At 63.8% G+C, this 17,103-nt stretch carries 18 protein-coding genes; 10 read left to right on the top strand and 8 right to left on the bottom strand.

Annotated features, from left to right (window positions below):
* A partial coding sequence (locus KRR55_RS20440; RefSeq protein ID WP_254456444.1) for an Ig-like domain-containing protein occupies nt 1-1,900 on the top strand: 1,900 nt, incomplete at its 5' end.
* A 936-nt stretch (nt 1,901-2,836) separates the two neighbouring features.
* A complete protein-coding gene (locus KRR55_RS19925) occupies nt 2,837-3,061 on the top strand; it encodes a helix-turn-helix domain-containing protein (RefSeq protein ID WP_217391059.1) in 225 nt (74 codons plus the stop codon).
* A 132-nt stretch (nt 3,062-3,193) separates the two neighbouring features.
* On the opposite strand, the gene groL is transcribed toward KRR55_RS19925, so the two are convergent.
* The 3 genes from groL to csrA form a co-directional block, all read right to left on the bottom strand.
* Nucleotides 3,194-4,807, bottom strand: a complete 1,614-nt coding sequence (gene groL, locus KRR55_RS19920) for a chaperonin GroEL (RefSeq protein WP_217391058.1) — start codon at nt 4,805-4,807, stop codon at nt 3,194-3,196.
* A 61-nt stretch (nt 4,808-4,868) separates the two neighbouring features.
* A complete protein-coding gene (gene groES / locus KRR55_RS19915; RefSeq protein WP_217391057.1) occupies nt 4,869-5,165 on the bottom strand; it encodes a co-chaperone GroES in 297 nt (98 codons plus the stop codon).
* A 182-nt stretch (nt 5,166-5,347) separates the two neighbouring features.
* The gene (gene csrA / locus KRR55_RS19910; RefSeq protein WP_217391056.1) at nt 5,348-5,614 is read right to left on the bottom strand and encodes a carbon storage regulator CsrA; all 267 of its coding nucleotides are present in this window, start codon (nt 5,612-5,614) and stop codon (nt 5,348-5,350) included.
* A 257-nt stretch (nt 5,615-5,871) separates the two neighbouring features.
* Here csrA and KRR55_RS19905 point away from each other — a divergent pair, with 257 nt between their 5' ends.
* From KRR55_RS19905 to KRR55_RS19885, 5 genes are all read left to right on the top strand, one after another.
* Nucleotides 5,872-6,411 (top strand): hypothetical protein, encoded by a 540-nt coding sequence (locus KRR55_RS19905; RefSeq protein ID WP_217391055.1) that lies wholly within the window; start codon nt 5,872-5,874, stop codon nt 6,409-6,411.
* A gap of 178 nt (nt 6,412-6,589) precedes the next feature.
* On the top strand, nt 6,590-7,699 hold the full coding sequence (locus KRR55_RS19900; protein ID WP_217391054.1) for a glycosyltransferase family 2 protein: 1,110 nt from the start codon (nt 6,590-6,592) through the stop codon (nt 7,697-7,699).
* Nucleotides 7,700-7,784: 85 nt separating this feature from the next.
* Nucleotides 7,785-7,982 (top strand): hypothetical protein, encoded by a 198-nt coding sequence (locus tag KRR55_RS19895; RefSeq protein WP_217391053.1) that lies wholly within the window; start codon nt 7,785-7,787, stop codon nt 7,980-7,982.
* Between the two features lie 196 nt (nt 7,983-8,178).
* A complete protein-coding gene (locus tag KRR55_RS19890) occupies nt 8,179-8,481 on the top strand; it encodes a DUF4193 family protein (protein WP_217391052.1) in 303 nt (100 codons plus the stop codon).
* 1,122 nt (nt 8,482-9,603) lie between these two features.
* A complete protein-coding gene (locus KRR55_RS19885) occupies nt 9,604-9,960 on the top strand; it encodes a hypothetical protein (protein ID WP_217391051.1) in 357 nt (118 codons plus the stop codon).
* Between the two features lie 100 nt (nt 9,961-10,060).
* On the opposite strand, the gene KRR55_RS20760 is transcribed toward KRR55_RS19885, so the two are convergent.
* Entirely contained in the window at nt 10,061-10,360 is a 300-nt protein-coding gene (locus tag KRR55_RS20760; protein ID WP_418888854.1) for a hypothetical protein, read from the bottom strand.
* A 425-nt stretch (nt 10,361-10,785) separates the two neighbouring features.
* Between KRR55_RS20760 and KRR55_RS19875 the strand changes: the two genes are divergently transcribed.
* Nucleotides 10,786-11,058, top strand: a complete 273-nt coding sequence (locus KRR55_RS19875) for a hypothetical protein (protein ID WP_217391050.1) — start codon at nt 10,786-10,788, stop codon at nt 11,056-11,058.
* A gap of 12 nt (nt 11,059-11,070) precedes the next feature.
* Here KRR55_RS19875 and KRR55_RS19870 read toward each other — a convergent pair whose 3' ends face one another.
* From KRR55_RS19870 to KRR55_RS19860, 3 genes are all read right to left on the bottom strand, one after another.
* On the bottom strand, nt 11,071-11,985 hold the full coding sequence (locus tag KRR55_RS19870) for a M20/M25/M40 family metallo-hydrolase (RefSeq protein ID WP_336245175.1): 915 nt from the start codon (nt 11,983-11,985) through the stop codon (nt 11,071-11,073).
* Nucleotides 11,986-12,587: 602 nt separating this feature from the next.
* Nucleotides 12,588-12,764 (bottom strand): hypothetical protein, encoded by a 177-nt coding sequence (locus KRR55_RS19865; protein ID WP_217391048.1) that lies wholly within the window; start codon nt 12,762-12,764, stop codon nt 12,588-12,590.
* A gap of 20 nt (nt 12,765-12,784) precedes the next feature.
* Nucleotides 12,785-13,234, bottom strand: coding sequence for a hypothetical protein (locus tag KRR55_RS19860; protein WP_217391047.1), 450 nt, complete (start codon nt 13,232-13,234; stop codon nt 12,785-12,787).
* 1,067 nt (nt 13,235-14,301) lie between these two features.
* Here KRR55_RS19860 and KRR55_RS19855 point away from each other — a divergent pair.
* Both KRR55_RS19855 and KRR55_RS19850 read left to right on the top strand, forming a co-directional pair.
* On the top strand, nt 14,302-14,703 hold the full coding sequence (locus tag KRR55_RS19855) for a hypothetical protein (protein ID WP_217391046.1): 402 nt from the start codon (nt 14,302-14,304) through the stop codon (nt 14,701-14,703).
* A gap of 134 nt (nt 14,704-14,837) precedes the next feature.
* Entirely contained in the window at nt 14,838-16,349 is a 1,512-nt protein-coding gene (locus tag KRR55_RS19850; protein WP_217391045.1) for a S24/S26 family peptidase, read from the top strand.
* Nucleotides 16,350-16,866: 517 nt separating this feature from the next.
* On the opposite strand, the gene KRR55_RS19845 is transcribed toward KRR55_RS19850, so the two are convergent.
* Nucleotides 16,867-17,103: hypothetical protein (locus KRR55_RS19845; protein WP_217391044.1), on the bottom strand; the 237-nt coding region annotated here is incomplete at its 5' end.

Below are 17,103 nucleotides of genomic sequence, written 5' to 3'. Positions count from 1 at the left end.
TGGGGTGAACACCTTCACCGCCGAAGCCGACCCCAAGGTCGGCGGGCGCATCAAGGTCACCCTGGATTCGGGCGTCTGCGCTCCGTCCCTTGCCTCCCCCTGCAATTGGGGCCAGGTGGGCGCGGCATTCCTGGGCGACTACACCACGGGCAGCACCGCGACATTCCTGCGCCAGGTCGGGGCGGCACCCGGAACCTTGGGCGACATCAACACCGCCCGCCCGGTCACAGGGGCGCCCTCGGGCAATAACTCGGTAACCGTCACCGGCCCCAACGCCGGCGGGGCAGGCATCGACACGTTGACGGTGAGCACCTTTACCGTCCAGGGCCTGCTCTACCAGGGGGACGACGGGGCGCCGAGCACCCCCGACCTGGCCGCGGCCAGCGACACGGGCAGGTCCGCCACCGACAACATCACCCGCACCAACCTTCCCACCCTCACGGGAACCGCCACCGCGGGATCCACCGTGGAACTTATGGTCGACGGTGCCACCGTCCCGGCCGTGAGCGGTGTCGCCACTGGCGGCAACTACTCGTTGCGCGTGCCGACGGCACTGGCCAACGGCGTGCACAAATTCCAGGCCCGGATCGCCAACCCGCTGGCTGCCACAGACCCCGCGGCACCTGCCCACCTGAGCTCCCCGACGCTCACGGCAACGGTGGATACGGTGGCACCGGTCGCCTCCGTCGTCGCGCCGTTCCCCTCGACGCCCACCGCGGACACCACCCCGACCCTGAACACGGCGGTCAACGAGGCGCGCTCGACCCTGGAATGCCGGTTGCTTCCGAGCAACCCCGATTGGGAACCGGGCTGCCCTGCGGCGAAAACCTACGACGCCCAGCTCAACGGAACCTACGTGTATGAGGTCCGCGCCACCGATGCTGCAGGCAACACCGGCGCCGTAGCGACCCGAACGGTCCGGATTGGAACCGCGGACACCGTGGCACCCGCCATTTCCAGCCGCGGTCCGGGAACCAACGCTACGAACGTGAGCACGGCCTCCAATGTCTCCGCGGTCTTCAGCGAGTTCGTCCAGGGAGTTTCCGCCACGACGTTCACCCTGAAGAACCCCGCAGGGACCACCATCCCCGCGGCCGTCACCTATGACCAGGCGACGCGCAGGGCCACGCTGAATCCAACGGCGAACCTCGCCGCCAACACCGTCTACACCGCACGGATCACCGGAGGCACCACGGCGGTTCGCGACCTGGCGAACCTCCCACTGCCGACCGCCAGCTGGACGTTCACCACGACCGCCGCACCGGCGGTGACAGTACGCACTCCAGCATCCGGCGCCAAGTCTGTAGCCGTTGCCGGCAACGTCTCCACCACGTTCAGCGAAGCCGTGGCCGGGGTGGGAGCTACAACCTTCACCCTGAAGAACACGACGACCGGAGCAGCCATCCCCTCCGCCGTCACCTACAACGCGACCACGCGAGTAGCCACGTTGAACCCGACGGCAAACTTGGCTGCCGACACCAGATACACCGCGGTCCTCACCGGCGGCAGCACGGCCATCCGCGACGGCCAGGGCACCCCGCTTGCCACCCACAGCTGGACCTTCACCACCGGACCTACACCCGCGGTGTCGGCCAGGGTCCCGGCAGTCAACGCCACGGCCATCCGCCGGGCCAACAACATCACCGTCACCTTCACTGAAGCCGTGCTGGGCGTCGGCACCCCGACGCTGAACCTCCGCAACGCCACCACCGGTGCGGTGGTGTCGGCAACGGTAACGCGCAACGGAACCACCAACCAGTGGATCCTGAACCCGGCTGCCAGCCTGGCGGCCAACACCCGCTACACCGTCCGGGTAACCGGCGGAACGACCGCGATCCGCGATGCGGCCACCAATCCGCTGGTCTCGACATCCTGGTCATTCACGACCGGCGCGTCCTGACATGAATTTGGCCGCCTGTCCACCGCAAGTTGGTGGGCAGGCGGCCATTTCTTGTGCCCGGGCAAGGACCTGCAAGGCCTTCCATCTCGGCAGTGCGGGCACGGAGGGCCTTGCGCGGGAGCCGCGAAGGACTTGGGGATTGGGAACACCGTGACGGGCCCAGAATCCACCCGCCCTTCTGGATCGAGGTAGCCACGGTCCCACGTAGATTCGCAGGGCGTTTCACACTAGGCAACTTTCCAAACCAAAAAGTGCGGCGCAATCGGATTCTTTTCCGGATTGCGCCCGCACTCTTGGGAGTCCGACCCAGCCTCAAGTTCAAGGAAGAACAACTGCCACCACCGAACCCGATGGCATTCTTCGGGAAGCACACGCGAGGACCTGCTTGGGGGGAAGCAGTATCCCCGCGTGTGCCGTACCGGGGTGTGTACCGGTCAGAAGTTCATGGGTGCGGCTGCACCCCCGAAATCCGGGCCGGGCGGCCTTCCATTCAGGTTCCGTTCAGGGCCATCGCAGGGATTGCGCTAGCTTCGAACCTCGGGTCAACCGTGAAACAACCTTCGCGGACATACCCTGCGAAAAGCTTTGGGCCTTTGCCTCGCCCGTTCATCGCCGCTCGGCAGCACATGGGGCCGGAAGTCGCGTGAGTCCCGGCCTGGGTGCACCTTTTCAACGATGCAATAGCCAGACACCCCAACTGAAGATGAATAAGGTCGAAGCAAACGCCCGACCCATCGATGAATGCACGCTCCGCACTGTTGCCACGACGGTACCGCCGGGAAAGCCAAGACGTTGCGTCGGATGACAACCTCCGTGCCCTCTGGTGCCCCGGGGAACTTGAGTCTACGATGGGGACAACGTTGCACCAGTGGTTGAAGGTATGCGACGTATCAGCAGTTTCTTCAGGGGATGAGCAACACATTGATTGGGGATGACATGGTTGACTTAGAAAGTTTCGAGGAAGCCCACTACCTGACTGTCGCGGAGGTCGCTTTGGCCATGCGTGTCTCAAAAATGACTGTGTACCGTCTGGTGCACGGAGGGGATCTGCCGGCAGTGCGTTTCGGCCGGTCCTACCGGGTTCCCGCCCAGGCCGTGAAGGAGTACCTTATCGCCGAGCCGCACGCGCCGGCACCGGTGCGCCTTTCCGCCTCGAACTAGCCGGGCCCGTCGGTGCCGACCGATCCACCGCACAACGCCAGGCGCCGCCGGCCTCCGGGCTTCCGTGCCCCCAAGGGGGAACGGGAACCTGGCTGCCGGCGGCGCCTGGTGCACTGCCACGCTTGCTGCGTATTAGTGGTTGTGTCCTGCGTGCGAGTCCGGATCCGCGGCCGGCTTTTCGGCGACCAGGGTTTCGGTGGTGAGCACCAGGGCGGCGATCGATGCAGCGTTGCGCAGCGCCGAACGGGTGACCTTGACCGGGTCGATGACGCCGGCGTTGATCAGGTTCTCGTACACACCGGTCAGGGCGTTGAAGCCCTCGTTGGCCGGTGATTCGGAGACCTTGGCGGTGACGACGTAGCCGTCGAAGCCGGCGTTCTGGGCAATCCAGCGCAGCGGCTGGACCAGGGCGCGGCGCGCAATGCCGACACCTGCAACGGCGTCGCCGGTGAGGGCGAGCACGGCGGGGTCGGTGTCCAGCACTGCAAGGGCGTCAACCAATGCGGTGCCGCCGCCTGCAACAATTCCCTCTTCGAGGGCAGCGCGGGTGGAGGAGACTGCATCTTCGATGCGAGCCTTGCGTTCCTTCAGCTCGACCTCGGTGGCTGCGCCGACCTTGATCACGCCGATGCCGCCCGAGAGCTTTGCGAGGCGCTCGTTGAGCTTCTCGCGGTCCCACTCGGAATCGGTGCGGGTCAGTTCGGCCTTCAGCTGCGAGACGCGGTCATTGACGTCCTCGGCCGTGCCTGCACCGTCGACGATGGTGGTCGAGTCCTTGGTGATGGTGATGCGGCGAGCCGTACCCAGCACCTCGAGGCCGACCTGGTCCAGCTGCAGCCCCAGGTCCGGGGAGACAACCTGTGCGCCGGTGAGGATAGCAATGTCCTGCAGCATGGCCTTGCGGCGGTCGCCGAAGCCGGGGGCCTTGACGGCCACGGCGTTCAGGGTGCCGCGGATCTTGTTCACAACGAGGGTGGAGAGGGCTTCGCCCTCGATGTCCTCGGCGATGATGAACAGCGGCTTGCCGGCAGCCAGCACCTTTTCCAGCAGCGGCAGGAACTCTGCAACCGTGGAGATCTTGCCGGAGTTCACCAAGATCAGCGCGTCCTCCAGGACGGCCTCCTGGCGTTCCGGGTCGGTGACGAACTGCGGGGACAGGTAGCCCTTGTCGAACTGCATGCCCTCGGTGACAACCAGCTCGGTGGCAGTCGTGGAGGATTCCTCGATGGTGATGACGCCGTCGGTGCCAACGGTCTCGAAGGCCTTGGCCAAGAGCTCGCCGATTTCTTCGTTCTGAGCGGAGATGGCCGCGACGTTGGCGACCTGCTGGCCCTCGACCGGAACGGCGTTGTCCTTCAGGCGCTGCGCAACAGCCTCAACGGCAACTTCGATGCCGCGCTTGATCTCGCCCGGGGCGGCGCCCGCGGCAACGTTGCGCAGGCCCTCCTTGACGAAGGCCTGTGCGAGCACGGTGGCGGTGGTGGTGCCGTCGCCTGCAACGTCGTTGGTCTTGGTGGCTACTTCCTTGGCCAGCTGCGCGCCAAGGTTCTCGTAGGCGTCCTCGAGCTCGATCTCACGGGCGATGGTCACGCCGTCGTTGGTGATCGTCGGTGCGCCCCAGGCCTTTGCCAGCACCACGTTGCGGCCGCGCGGGCCGAGGGTCACCTTGACGGTGTTTGCGAGCTTATCAATGCCCGCTTCGAGGGCGCGTCGCGCCTCTTCGTTAAAAGCTAGCTGCTTTGCCATGTCTTGCTCCTTATAAGCTACGTAAAGCCCCGGCCAGGGGCCGGGGCTTTACGAGGAAAAACTACTTTACGACGATGGCCAGGACGTCGCGGGCCGAGAGCACCAGGTACTCGTCGCCGCCGACCTTGACTTCGGTTCCGCCGTACTTGGAGTAGATCACGACGTCGCCTTCGGCTACGTCAACGGGGACGCGGTTGCCGTTGTCATCGACGCGGCCGGGGCCGATTGCCACGACCTTGCCTTCCTGCGGCTTTTCCTTGGCGGAATCAGGGATGACCAGACCGGAAGCAGTGGTGGTTTCTGCTTCGAGCGGCTGGACGACAATGCGGTCCTCGAGAGGCTTAATGGAGACGGACATCGTCTCTCCTTTGCGTGAGTTACCAATGGTTTACGGGCCGTTCGGGTGGTACCAACCGTCGTCGCGGTGCCAGCTGGTGAATTACCTCAGGCTTTCAGCACTTGCCGGGATCGACAGGCGCCACCAATGACTCTAGGCAACCATTAGCACTCGGTCAAGGCGAGTGCTAATTACGGGGTCATTTACGCCCTCGGCGCATCGGGTGCGGCGGGCTTGGGCGAAGCAGGGAAAAGGGCCTTCAGGCGGGCCTCGGCGTCCTCGGTGGCGGCTGCGGCGGCCTGTTGGTTGGCCTCGGTCACGGCGGCGATCATCTCGGCCCGCTGGATCTTGATGCCGCGGGGCGCGTCGAAGCCGATCTTGATCGAATCGCCTTTGACATCCAGTACAGTCACCACGATGTCCTCGCCAATCAGGACCTGTTCTCCGACCTTCCGCGTAAGTACCAGCACCTTGCCATCATAACCCGGCGCCCATCACCGGTTTTGACTGCCCCGACACCCTGCGGGGCAAGTCCTTGCCGCGGGTCCTCGCTTTGGAGCCGCACCGCAACGCGCTTCGTCGCCACCAGGGATCGAGCAAATGGGGAGGCGCTGCCCCCCCTTCCGAACCCAGACCGGTCGACGCCTTGCAAATCCCTTTACATGCCGGTGTGGGTGAAGCAACGTGGAATGCATCCAAACCGCTACTACGAAAGGCAGAATGCCCCATGTCCGGAAACCTCCTTGCCCGCTCAATCCATGACCTGTCCGCAGCCGCTTGGTTCGGCGGTTCCCTCATGGGTGCTGTGGGGCTGAACGGTGCCACTTCCCAAGCGAAGGACTCCACGGAAAGGACCAGGCTCTCCAGCCTGGGCTGGAAGAAATGGGCCCCGGTCCAAACCGCGGCATTTGCAGCCCACCTGGCCTCGCTGGGCCCGATCCTCTGGGAGAACAAGGGTCGGTATGCAGCCCAGGACGGCGTCATGTCGGCAACTTGGATCAAGACCGGTGTGACGGTGGCCGGCGCAGCCGTCACGTTCTATGCTGCCGTTCTGGGCAAGAAGGTCGACGAGTTGTCAGATGAAGGGGCGCGCGGTGCAACCGAGCCCGGTCCCGAAACATCTCCCGAATTGGCAAAGGCACAAAAGCAGCTTCGCCAGCTGCAATGGGCGATTCCAGGCTTCGCAGCCACGGTCATCGTGCTGGGCGCCAAGCACGGCGAGATGCAGCGGCCGAAAAACGTCAAGCTCGGACTCCTGAAGGACTGAGCGGGTTACCGTGCCCCGGCACGGTGGTCCCAAGTATCAACTGCAGACAAGATGCGCGGCCGTGAACGTCCTTGGGGTATGCCACCCCAAGGACGTTCACGCCCTGCGGCGCCTAGGCATCCATGGGCGCGCATTCCAAACAACCAATCCAAGCAACCACATAGGCGACAACAGAATCATGGCAACCGAAAGTGCATCTGGGGCATTGCCGGAGGCAACGTACATCCTGCCGCTGAAATGGCACTCCGACTCCGGCCTGGATGACCTTGCCGATTACCTTGGCCAAGTCGTCAAGTGGGTTCGGGTGATTGTGGTGGACGGATCGGCACCCGACCTTTTTGAAAACCACGCAGCACGCTTTCCGTCGGCAGTGGTGCACCTGCGACCGGTTCCCATGCCGGGGGCCAACGGCAAGGTCGCCGGTGTGCTCACGGGAGTGCATGCCGCGCGCGACGAACTCCTGGTCATTGCCGACGATGACGTGCGCTACGAACGGATCGAGCTGGAGCAGGTCTTGAACCTTCTCCAGCGCGCGGACATCGTGCGACCGCAGAACTTCCTGGCGCCACTGCCGTGGCATGCGCGGCTGGACACCGCCCGTTCACTGGTCAACCGGGCCTTTGGAGCCGACTATCCGGGGACCTTTGCCTTGCGCCGTTCGGTGCTGATGACAGCAGGGGGTTATGACGCCCACGTCCTCTTCGAGAACCTTGAACTGCTGCGTACCATCGATGCCGCCGGCGGCCGGGAAATCCGTGCCAACGATGTCTTTGTCCGCCGCCTGCCGCCCACCTTCAAACATTTTGCGGGACAGCGCGTTCGTCAGGCCTATGACGACTTTGCCCAGCCCCTGCGCCTGGCCGTGGAGCTTTGCTATGCCCCGCTCATACTGGCCGGGGTTTACCGTGCCGTGCGGGGCCGACCCGGCCTGGCTTTCGCGTGGCCGTTCGCTGCCTGGGCGATCGCCGAGATCGGACGGCGACGTGATGGCGGGGCCAAGGTGTTTGGAGGAGGTGCCGCCTTATGGGCTCCGGTCTGGGTTCTTGAACGGGCAGTGAGCATCTGGGTGGCCCTGGGCCACAGGGTTGCCGGAGGCATGCCCTACGCAGGCACGAAACTCAAGGTGTCGGCACATTCGGCCTCCACGTTGCGCCGGAAGCTCCGCAACAGATCCTTCACCCTGGAACCGGACATGCTTCCGAACGTTCGCAGAAACGACCAAAATCCTTCCGCCCTTCGATCCGCATCGTTAGAGTCGACCTACGGCGTAGGCGATCCGGCAGCATGAACGCCGGCAACAGTGGGCTTCCCGAAGCGAGGGAAGGCCCCGCATGCGCCGAACATTGCAGGCTTCACACGAAGGAGAACACCCAATGGCTGAAACAGAGAACACCAACCCCGACTCGAACCCGGACGATGTGACGCAGCCTGAAATTCCCGAAACAGGTCGGGAAGACCAAGCGGAGTCGGTGAAGGACAACGAGCGCTCGGAAACCTTCCCCGAGGAACCGGACGCGGAGGAGGCCCAGGCCGATCTGGACCAGGCGCAAGCGGGCGAACCGACAGACTAACAAGGACCCGTTCGGGAAAATTGTCCTGGAAGGGTCCCCCGTTTTATCCTTCGAGCACGCAGCCAACACCATGGATTGTTGAATGCCTTTGCTTCACAATAGCGTCGGTATTCACCTCGCCCGGAATTCGGTTTGCCCCTGCTTCCCTCGGCATCTACAATTTCGGAAACGTGTTGAACAATCGGGAGGAATAACCATGGCACAGGATTACGACGAAGCACGCCCGGATGTAGCCGAAGCTTCCGAGCGCACCTTGAAAGCCGTTCAGGAAATGGATGCGCCCACGGCGAAAAGTGTCCATTCCGAACTGGAGGAAACGGACCTTTCCGACGGTACTGAGCTTCCGGGCGCGATCGTGCTCGATGAGCTTGTGGTGGAGGTTGTCCCCCAGGCTGCGGATGAGTTCGTCTGCGGGGAATGCTTCGCTGTCAGGCACCGCAGCCAGGCCGCCAAGGAAGTCGATGGAGTCAAGATCTGCCGCGACTGCGCGGAACTCTAAAAGCCCCCGGCGGCACTCTTCGAAAACAGTTGAATGAAGACCCGGATGGCCTTCTGTATTGCAGGCGGCCATCCGGGTCTCCGGCTGCGGCTCAAATCAGAGTTTCGAATGCCATGAAGTATTCTCAGAATGGTGTCGAGCTATTGGTCACCACGGAGTCGGATGGACGGGAAACGACGCTGCAAGGCCGCGATTCCGTACTGGGCATGTCCCCTAGGACATGTCCCGGGCCTTCAACAAGTTCTTCAGAAGCGAGGTGGTGCGTGAAACCGCCATCCCCGGGACAGGCCTGGGGCTCTCCAGCGCGAAGGCCATTACGGAACCGGCAGGGCGGACGCATCCAGTGCATCAGCACACTGGGAAAAGACACCATCGCAAATGTTGCGTTACCCGTAGACACCACTCGCGCATGAGTCCTTGGGCCCATGGCGGATGCAGGCTACCCCCAAGCAATTCGAGCACCGCTGGCCGCAAGGTTTGTCATTTGCAGATCGCTAATTGGGTCGCCCTCGGGAGATCGGATCAGCGAAACAACTTCCCCCCACAATGAATCGGCTCGAATCTTCCGGAGCCAAGGACAAATCGCGACCGCCACGTTGTCCGATCGGCTGACGCGTCGCCTCGGGTGCGGCGGGTGGCCGGGCGCAAGCACCAATGCCACCAGACTCTGGCAACGCATGGGATCGCTCCCCTAGCTAGGGGACGAAGCCCTAAAGACCCCTTGGAAAAGCACCCATGAGGTGCTACGCGCCCTACCGGACGCACGGCCGGGGTGCTACCCGAACCAAAACAACCGCTCGCCACCTCCCCGCCCCTGAATGAGGACTCCCCCAAGTATCCTTCAAATTTCGTGCAACAACCGGCCCGCAACGAGGAATCGCCGGCGGCCCGATGCCATCTCGCGTTAGCCGACCCCCAAGATTGGCTACGCCAACCACTATCCCGGGCCTCCCTCAAGATCGCGGCCTGGTAGTGAACAAGATCAAGGCAATTTTTCGGCAAGATTCGGAAACAAGAAATGAGACCAACCTTGAGCATTCCTTGCCTCTTTTCCGCACCTTCCCGCGCGACCATGTATCCATGGGCTCCAGCCCTGCCCAAAGCCCTAGAAAGGAAGCCCTCGTGTCCACCACCGTCCTAATGGACCTCGCCGATGAGCTCGGCACCGACGCCGCGACCCGCTTCGTGCACGTCTTCACCGACCTCTGGCCGGCCCGCAGCCAGCGAATACACGCGGCGATCCACGCTCGCGATGCTCCCGCCGCGATGGATGCTGTCCTCTCCCTGCGCTCCGCTGCCCTGATGGCCGGCGCCCGGTCACTGGCGGACCAGGCCGAACTGATTCGCGGCACGCTGTGCACCCCGGGGGCTCCGGCCTGGGACGACGCCCACCACCGTCTGGCGGCAATGGACGATCTCGGGGACCGAACGGTGCAGATGCTCTCCGCCGCCATCGCAGGTTCGCCACCATGCGGCTAAAGCGGAGGCGGATAGTCCCGCACAATCACCGGTCGGCTTCGACAGGATAGGCAAGATCCCAGCAACGTTGCGGCACTGGAACCGCCGTCTACAACGATTATCAATTGATCCCGGACAACTCCACCCCGGTGCCCGATAGGGCCGTCCGATCCACACCGTGCACGGCCGTTTCCTGGAACCGGTAGCAACGTGTGGGGTATCGCGGTAGCCGATGGTTCACCCCGACACTCTGGGCGGTGTAGGCGAGGCACAGGAGGCAGGGTGCGGGGCACAACCCGTACTGCTCGGCGAGGTATCCGGCCAGCAGGTAGGCCAGGCCACGCTGCGCAGGACCCACCAGGTCGATCTTCAGGATGTCGGTGGTTGACCAGGTCAGGCCATGGTCGAGGCCCAACTGCACGTTCGCCGCGACGACCTAGCCCAAGTCCGGGGCGAAGATGAGCATCAGCGGCACCTGCATGGCGAAGAGCCAGCCGGCCAGCAGCACGGGTTTGCGTCCGTAGCGGTCCGAGAGGGTCCCGGCGAACCAGTTGGAGGTTGCCTAGGTGATCCCGAAGGCGGCCACGTAGGCGAAGAGGAACGTGTATCCGCTTAGGCCGAATTCGGCTTGGGCCAGCAGCGGGAGGACGGTTTGCTGTTGCCCGGCCATGCCCCCGACGAGTGCGTTGACCGCGACGAGCAGGCGAACTGGGCCGTGTTGGCGCGCAGACCCAGGACGGGGAACAGGCTTGCGGTGGTCGGTTTCATGCTCGAACTCCTGAGGTGCTGGGACTGGAGGGCAGGACCGTACTGCCGAGCTGTGGGTAGGCCCGGGACGAAGAGGAGATGGCAGTTTCCCTCGTCAACGAGATCATCGAGGGACGCTTCCAGCTGGCCACCCCGACGTTTCTGAACGCTGTTAAGGTCCAGCGTGGCGAGCTCGTTTCCTCACCGACGATGTGGGTGACGTCGAGGCTGGTACCTGCGGGTGCGGGAGAACCAGCCGGGTCACGCCAGTGGTCGGGGCAGTGCGGCGGGCTTGGCCCCGACAGCATCGAGTGCTTCCTCGGTTCGAGCACCACTGCCCACGGTGAGGAGGCGGCCCTCGTGAAGGCCTGAGTTCGCGGCGCCTCAGCCGGCGCCCTCCTCCGTTGCCGCGCCCTTGGCCAGGCCGTCCTCGATGCCGCCGAGCGAAACCGTCGCGCTCATGAGCGTTTCGGTCATCTGCTCCAGCACGGCCATGTCAACGTTTTTGATGGTGTCGCAGGCTTGGTGGTAGCACTCGTCGTACCGCTCCCCCGCCTGCCCGCCGAAGGTGCGCGCCTCGGCCTCGCTCTTGGTCCCCACGTCGCCGGTGAACAGGCCCCCGGACGGGATGCCGGCCTTCACGAACGCGTCGTAGTCCGAATCCCCGATGAACCCGACCGGCAACGCCTGGACCCCCTCAGCCCGCAGGATGTCCTGGAACACCCGTTCGATGTCGCCAGACCCCTCGGGCCCGGCCTCCTCGCTGTCCGAACCGTCGCCGTCAAACACGAAAGCCGCCGCGTTCGGCGAGCCCACCATGTCGACGTTCAGGTACGCGACGTGCGCGGCGGCTTCCTTGCGGGAGAGTTGCTCGACGTAGTGATCCGAGCCGTGCATTCCGTCCTCCTCGCCGCCCCAGAACGCGAACAGGATCCGCTCCCGCGACACGGAGCCCTCCTCCGCGAGCCTAAGCGCGACCTCGAGCACCGCGGCGACCCCGCTGCCGTTGTCGTTGATCCCCGGACCCTCCTCGACCGAGTCCAGGTGCGCGCCGAGTACCAGCACTCCGCCGGAGCTGCTGCCGGTGTCGGCCAGGACGTTGAACGCGTCCACGGGGTTGCGCCGGCCGTAGCTGAACTCCTGACGCCGCGGCTCGTACCCCGCCGCACGCAACTGCTCCTCAACGTACGCCGCAGACGCCTCGTAGCCCCGGGTGGCGTCGGCCCGGTTCCCACCATTCGCGTCCGCCGCATCCTGTAACGCCTCCAGGTGCCGGGTCAGCGCACTAGGTTCCACCACTTCCTGCACGAAAGAAGGGTCCGGCGGGGCCTCCACCCTCAAAGGCGGCCGCGTCTCGCCCGAACATGCGGCAACGCTGCCGACCAGTGCCGCGCACAGCGCAACGGACCACAACCGTGTGCGGTGATGTGGATGGTTGTGGAAACGCTGCGGTACGGATTCTGCACGTCGCATGTGATCTACCCCAAGTCTGCGTCTTCGACGCTCATGGGCACATTCTAGGGCGGGAGGGCTAGCCCCTACATAGCACCTGCCTGTGCCTTTGCTGTGAGCGGCTGGCCGGAGGCTGACCCTTGGGCGAGGCGTGCCCGCGGTGACGGTTGTAGCCGTGCAGCACAACCGCACCGACATTTCCGAACATCACCGGTGAAATCTGGGCTCTACCGCCGGGTTGCTGCCGGCCCTGGTTCTGGCCCGGGACTCAGGCCTGCATGAGCTGGCTGTCCAGTGGTTCAGCGTGCCCACCGACAGGGGTGCCGATTGTGTCTCAGTTACTTGGAACTGAAACGACGCCGTCAGGCACACGGCGCACGGTCCCTCGCTTAGGACTATTTCAATGTTCCAGATGCAGAATTCCCGGTTTAGATCTTGGAAGATCTTCCTCAAGCGGGAGAGGATGCTTTTCGGTCATTCTTGGCGGGCTTGGACGCACCGTACTTCTTCACGTAGCCCTCACGAAGTTGGGCAACGAGAACCTTTTCTGCTGCGGTGATGGGGTCGGCCTTGCCTTGTTTTATCCGGTCGTCTAGCGCGCTGACCTGAATCGACTCTTTAGCCATCTTGATGCACCTCCGTTTGCTCAATTGTCCCGCACCCTGGGTGGAGTGTCCACGTCGCCATCCGGGTCCATGCTCTGCACACCTTCACCGGAAACCGCTTCGGTCACGGCAAGAATCAGTCGGTATTCAGTCTTGGTGGCTTCGGAGGATAGTGCGGTGAGGGCTTCCAAACCGATGATGCGGTCAACATACCTGTCGGACCGGGCGAGCGTGAGCGCCCATTCGGCCCGGTCCCACCATTCCTGCCGTTTCGCTGCCGTGCGCGATGTCCTGGCCCCGAGCAAGGCGGCCCCATAGGCGATCCCCGCTCCCCCTAGCGCGAATATCCCGGCCACGGGTGGCCCCGACCAGAAATCGCGCCAAAAAGGATCGTCCAGGACAAATGGCGGAAACAACCGCCCGATGACTGCCCCTGCGACGGCAGCGCCAAGAAGATAGCAAACTAATTTCCATCTGGGGCCCCAAGTCATTTCGAGCCCTTTAGCTCCAAGAGAGCAGTCATGTGACACCTTCCCGGGATTCGCAGGTAAGTGAACAGATGCTGTGCCGGCGGCCAGTTGTTTTGGCAAGGATTGGCGCAGCTGCCTGTCTTGAGTCTTTCAACGTATGTTGAGGGGCCTTCGCCAGGGCTTGTGGAAGAGCCGGCACCCGAAAACCTGGAAATCCCGCTGCCGGATGATGTCGAGTGTCCACCACCAGTCGGCGCCGAAGCATCGCGCGGCCACGTAGTCATAAGGGAAATCTATCTCATGCCCCCGACATTCTATGCGGCCGAATAATAAGGAACGTGGGTTTCGGCGCGGTTCCCAGTACGTGACCAGTCTCGCGATGATCCCCGAGGCCAAGTGCGGCACCATTTCCCGCAGGCCACTGCCAGGATGCCCTCGCGTCAGCTGCACGGAACGGCCTTGGCAGCCCGGCGAGTCGATGACAGCCACCGTATGGATGGCTCGTAACTCTGGTGGACCGTTGAAAAACTGCGTATGTCCCGGGTGTGCCAACGGGTTTTTTGCCCTATGACCCACGGTTTGGACAATCCGGAAAATACCGAAGTCGGCAAGCATTGTCGATGCCGCGGCCCTCTGCGAAGCACTTTCTGAAATCGCGGTTTGCACCTCGCCTCGCGCCACATTCCCCGCCCTAGAGTCGGCCGATGGGCGCCAGCTCGTAGGTGGAAACGTCGATTTCGTGTCCTGTTGAAGGGTGCTGGCTCCACGGCGGGCATACCGAACGGTAGTCGAGCATGGTTCGGGTCCCCAGTAATCTCGTAGCCAAATATTCCCCTACCAATGCGCGGTTCAACCGCAGTGAATCCGCAGTTCCTGAGCACTGCGCAAGCATTACCGCAGGAAAGACACAAGTTCGATGATCGCCCGGCTGGACCCGGCTAGTCTTCAAATTGTCGGAGCGAACCGCACGGCCCAAAACGCGGGCCGCCCATGGATTCGCGTGTTCCGACATTCATCACGATCCAGTCAACACTGGTCGATCCTGCCTGCGGTCGTCTCGCCACAGTCATACCGAAAGAGAATCCTTCATGCGCAAGTCCCACAAGATCCTTACCGCCGTTGCCGTCGCCGGAATCGCCTTCGCCGGCGGTTCCGCCTTTACCGGAACCGGACTCACCAACAACGCCGGTGCTACGCAGTTCATCGGCGGACAGGTGTCGCAGAGCGTCACCGGCGCTACGCTGGCAAGCGTTGCCTACGCATTCGCGGACACAACCGCCAAGACGTCCGTCAATTCGATCACCCTGACCTTCGCGGACACCGCGGACGGCCTCGAGGTGGCAGCCACTCCGTCGGGTGGCTCGGGCGGCACCTTCACGTGCGGCCTCGTCTCCGCCAACGTATCCACCTGCACCTTCGCCCCGGCCACCGCGGAGACCGGCTACACCGGTCTGACCTCGCTGGCCATCGACGTCACCGAAGCCGTGTAGTCCTTTCCATGCCCGTGGTCGTGGCCCGTCCCCCAGGCGGGCCACGACCTTGGGCGGCCTTTTCCCGGGCAGGCCGCCGTCTTCCGGCGGGACCACCCCGGGCACCGCCGCCCCCACCGAACGGAAGGAGCGCCGTGCCACGGCTGACTCATCGCCTGGCCGGCATCGCGAGCGCTCTCGCAGTGCTGGGCATCCTGCTGGCCGCGGTCCTGTTGGGCAGTGGCCAGGTCGCGTTCGTGAACACCTACGGGGTGAGCATGAACCCCCTCTACCACCAGGGCGACCTCGTTGTCGTCTCGCACGCCGAAAGCTACGCTGCCGGTGACATTGCCGCCTACCACCTCGGCAGCGGAGAAGTGGCGCTCCACCGGATCATCGCCGGAGATGCCAATGGCTTTACGCTCAAGGGCGACAACAACGAATCGGTCGACGTCGACCATCCCGCGGCCGTCAACCTCATCGGCAAGGCCGTCCTGCACATCCCCCACGGTGGGAAGGTGCTACAGACACTCACCACGCCCCCTGTACTCGGCTTGGCAGCCTTTGCGCTGCTCGCCGGAGCCGCCCCCAGCCTGAACCGACGCCGGCGTCGCCGCGCAGCAAGGAAAGAATCCATGTCATCCAACGCCGCCTCGCAGAAGACCCGCCACACCGTGCGTGCCATGTTCGAAGCCCCATTCACTCCTTGGACCGCCACTGCGACCGTCGTCGGCGTCGTGGCCATGGGTCTCGGGACCTGGGCATGGACCGGTCCCGCCGATGCCCCCGCACGTGCGGCGATCGAAGCGCACATGGACTTTTCCTACAGCGCCGAGGTTCCGCGCACTCCGGCCTACGACGACACCACCGTCAGGTCCCCGGACCCGGTCTTCCGGCAAGTGGCCGACGACATGGAGGTGCATTACACCTACCAAGGCCCAGCCGCGGTCATCGCACCGGTCGCCGAACTGTCCACGCCCGGAGGATGGCACACCACAGTCCCCCTGGGTGACCCCACTGACGTGAGCACCGGAACCCACCGCGGAACCGTCAAGCTGGACGTAGCTGCACTGGAGGAACGGGCCGCGCGGGCCGCCAAGGTCACGGGTCTGCCGGCCAGCCCCCTCACCATCGAGGTGGTCCCGGCCGCAACGGGCGACGGCCAGGACTTCAGGCCGGCACTGGAACTGTCGGTAACGCCGCTGCAGGTCTCCATGGTGGATCCCACCGCTCTTTCCGTCGCTGCGAACAAGCTAGAAACCGCCGCCCCGCGTGCGCTGACGCTGGGCACCTGGCAGCTCTCGGCCGGAATCGCCCGCGTCATTGCCCCGGGGTTGCTTCTGCTGGCACTGGCTTCGCTGATGGTGATTGCGGCGAACGCGCGCCGACGCCCTTCCCGCACCGAAGCGGAAGACATTCGCCGCCGCTGGCCATCCCTTGTCATCCCCGTCCAGCCAGTCCCATCGGTCAGTGGGCGTCCGGTCATCGACGTCGTGGATTTCCCGACGCTGGCAAAACTTGCCGAGCGCTACGGCCTGCTGGTCCTGCATTGGACCCGCAGCGGAATCGAGACCTTCATCGTGCAGGACGACAACACCACCTACCGCTACCGCAGCGGAGACGGTGTAGGAACACAACCAGTGGCAACGCCCGCCGAAACCGCCTGAACGGTTCTCCAAACGGGGACCGTTAGGTTCCACAACGCGAAGCACGGGGCAACCCGCGAAGCGGCATTCCGCCGCGGATCCAGTACAGCCGCGGAGACCAGGAAGGGCGCAAGTCTGTTCCCATCCCGGTGCCTAGGTAGTACTGGTTAGTGCTCAGGAGCCGTCTGAAGGGAGGCGCAGATTGGACCGCCGCACTTTTCTTCGAATTATGGTGTCCGCCGCCGGAGGATTGCGGATAAATGAGAGCTTCAGCCAGGTCAACTCAGTCCAACACCAGGGTCTGGCTGTCGGACCCGCCTCTGGGTCTGACTATCCGGCGGAACGGCCCTGCAGGCTGCACTTTTCGGTCGGGTGAACTCGTCCGCAGGCTACCAGCACTGCGTTGTTCGTAGGCGGACCTATGAACTGCTCCCCGAAAGTTTGACTGAATAATTCAGCTCCAATTTTCGGGGACTTTTGCATGCCACCACAAAGTTCCAATGACGGCCCGTCCGTGAGTGTCTGCCATCGAGTTCTTCTAGCAGGGGTTCGGGCCTATAACGGTAGCCTCGAGACTGAACGTTGCCATCCAATTTTTTGTCAGGCTGGGGAAGAGTTTCATGAGCTGGGCTAGGCGCCCTTCGGAGAACAAGCCAACCAAACACGCGTATTTCTTCATGCTCAGGCTCGAGTTCTTGCGTTCCTCGAGGGAGACGGGTCGCTGGAGGATCTTGTCGTGAAGCACCTGCTCATTTCCCCGAACCTTCTGGGAATC

Origin of the sequence: Paeniglutamicibacter quisquiliarum (assembly GCF_019084045.1) — a bacterium.
GTDB lineage: Bacteria > Actinomycetota > Actinomycetes > Actinomycetales > Micrococcaceae > Paeniglutamicibacter > Paeniglutamicibacter quisquiliarum.
The sequence above is the reverse complement of the archived record's forward strand: the minus strand, read 5'-3'. Positions and strand labels throughout refer to the sequence as shown.

What these genes read in the sequence shown, in the direction of transcription:
- KRR55_RS19925 (WP_217391059.1), top strand. Translation starts at nt 2,837, where the DNA reads ATGGTTGACTTAGAAAGTTTCGAGGAAGCCCACTACCTGACTGTCGCG.
- groL (WP_217391058.1), bottom strand. Translation starts at nt 4,807, where the DNA reads ATGGCAAAGCAGCTAGCTTTTAACGAAGAGGCGCGACGCGCCCTCGAA.
- groES (WP_217391057.1), bottom strand. Translation starts at nt 5,165, where the DNA reads ATGTCCGTCTCCATTAAGCCTCTCGAGGACCGCATTGTCGTCCAGCCG.
- KRR55_RS19905 (WP_217391055.1), top strand. Translation starts at nt 5,872, where the DNA reads ATGTCCGGAAACCTCCTTGCCCGCTCAATCCATGACCTGTCCGCAGCC.
- KRR55_RS19900 (WP_217391054.1), top strand. Translation starts at nt 6,590, where the DNA reads ATGGCAACCGAAAGTGCATCTGGGGCATTGCCGGAGGCAACGTACATC.
- KRR55_RS19895 (WP_217391053.1), top strand. Translation starts at nt 7,785, where the DNA reads ATGGCTGAAACAGAGAACACCAACCCCGACTCGAACCCGGACGATGTG.
- KRR55_RS19890 (WP_217391052.1), top strand. Translation starts at nt 8,179, where the DNA reads ATGGCACAGGATTACGACGAAGCACGCCCGGATGTAGCCGAAGCTTCC.
- KRR55_RS19875 (WP_217391050.1), top strand. Translation starts at nt 10,786, where the DNA reads ATGGCAGTTTCCCTCGTCAACGAGATCATCGAGGGACGCTTCCAGCTG.
- KRR55_RS19865 (WP_217391048.1), bottom strand. Translation starts at nt 12,764, where the DNA reads ATGGCTAAAGAGTCGATTCAGGTCAGCGCGCTAGACGACCGGATAAAA.
- KRR55_RS19860 (WP_217391047.1), bottom strand. Translation starts at nt 13,234, where the DNA reads ATGACTTGGGGCCCCAGATGGAAATTAGTTTGCTATCTTCTTGGCGCT.
- KRR55_RS19855 (WP_217391046.1), top strand. Translation starts at nt 14,302, where the DNA reads ATGCGCAAGTCCCACAAGATCCTTACCGCCGTTGCCGTCGCCGGAATC.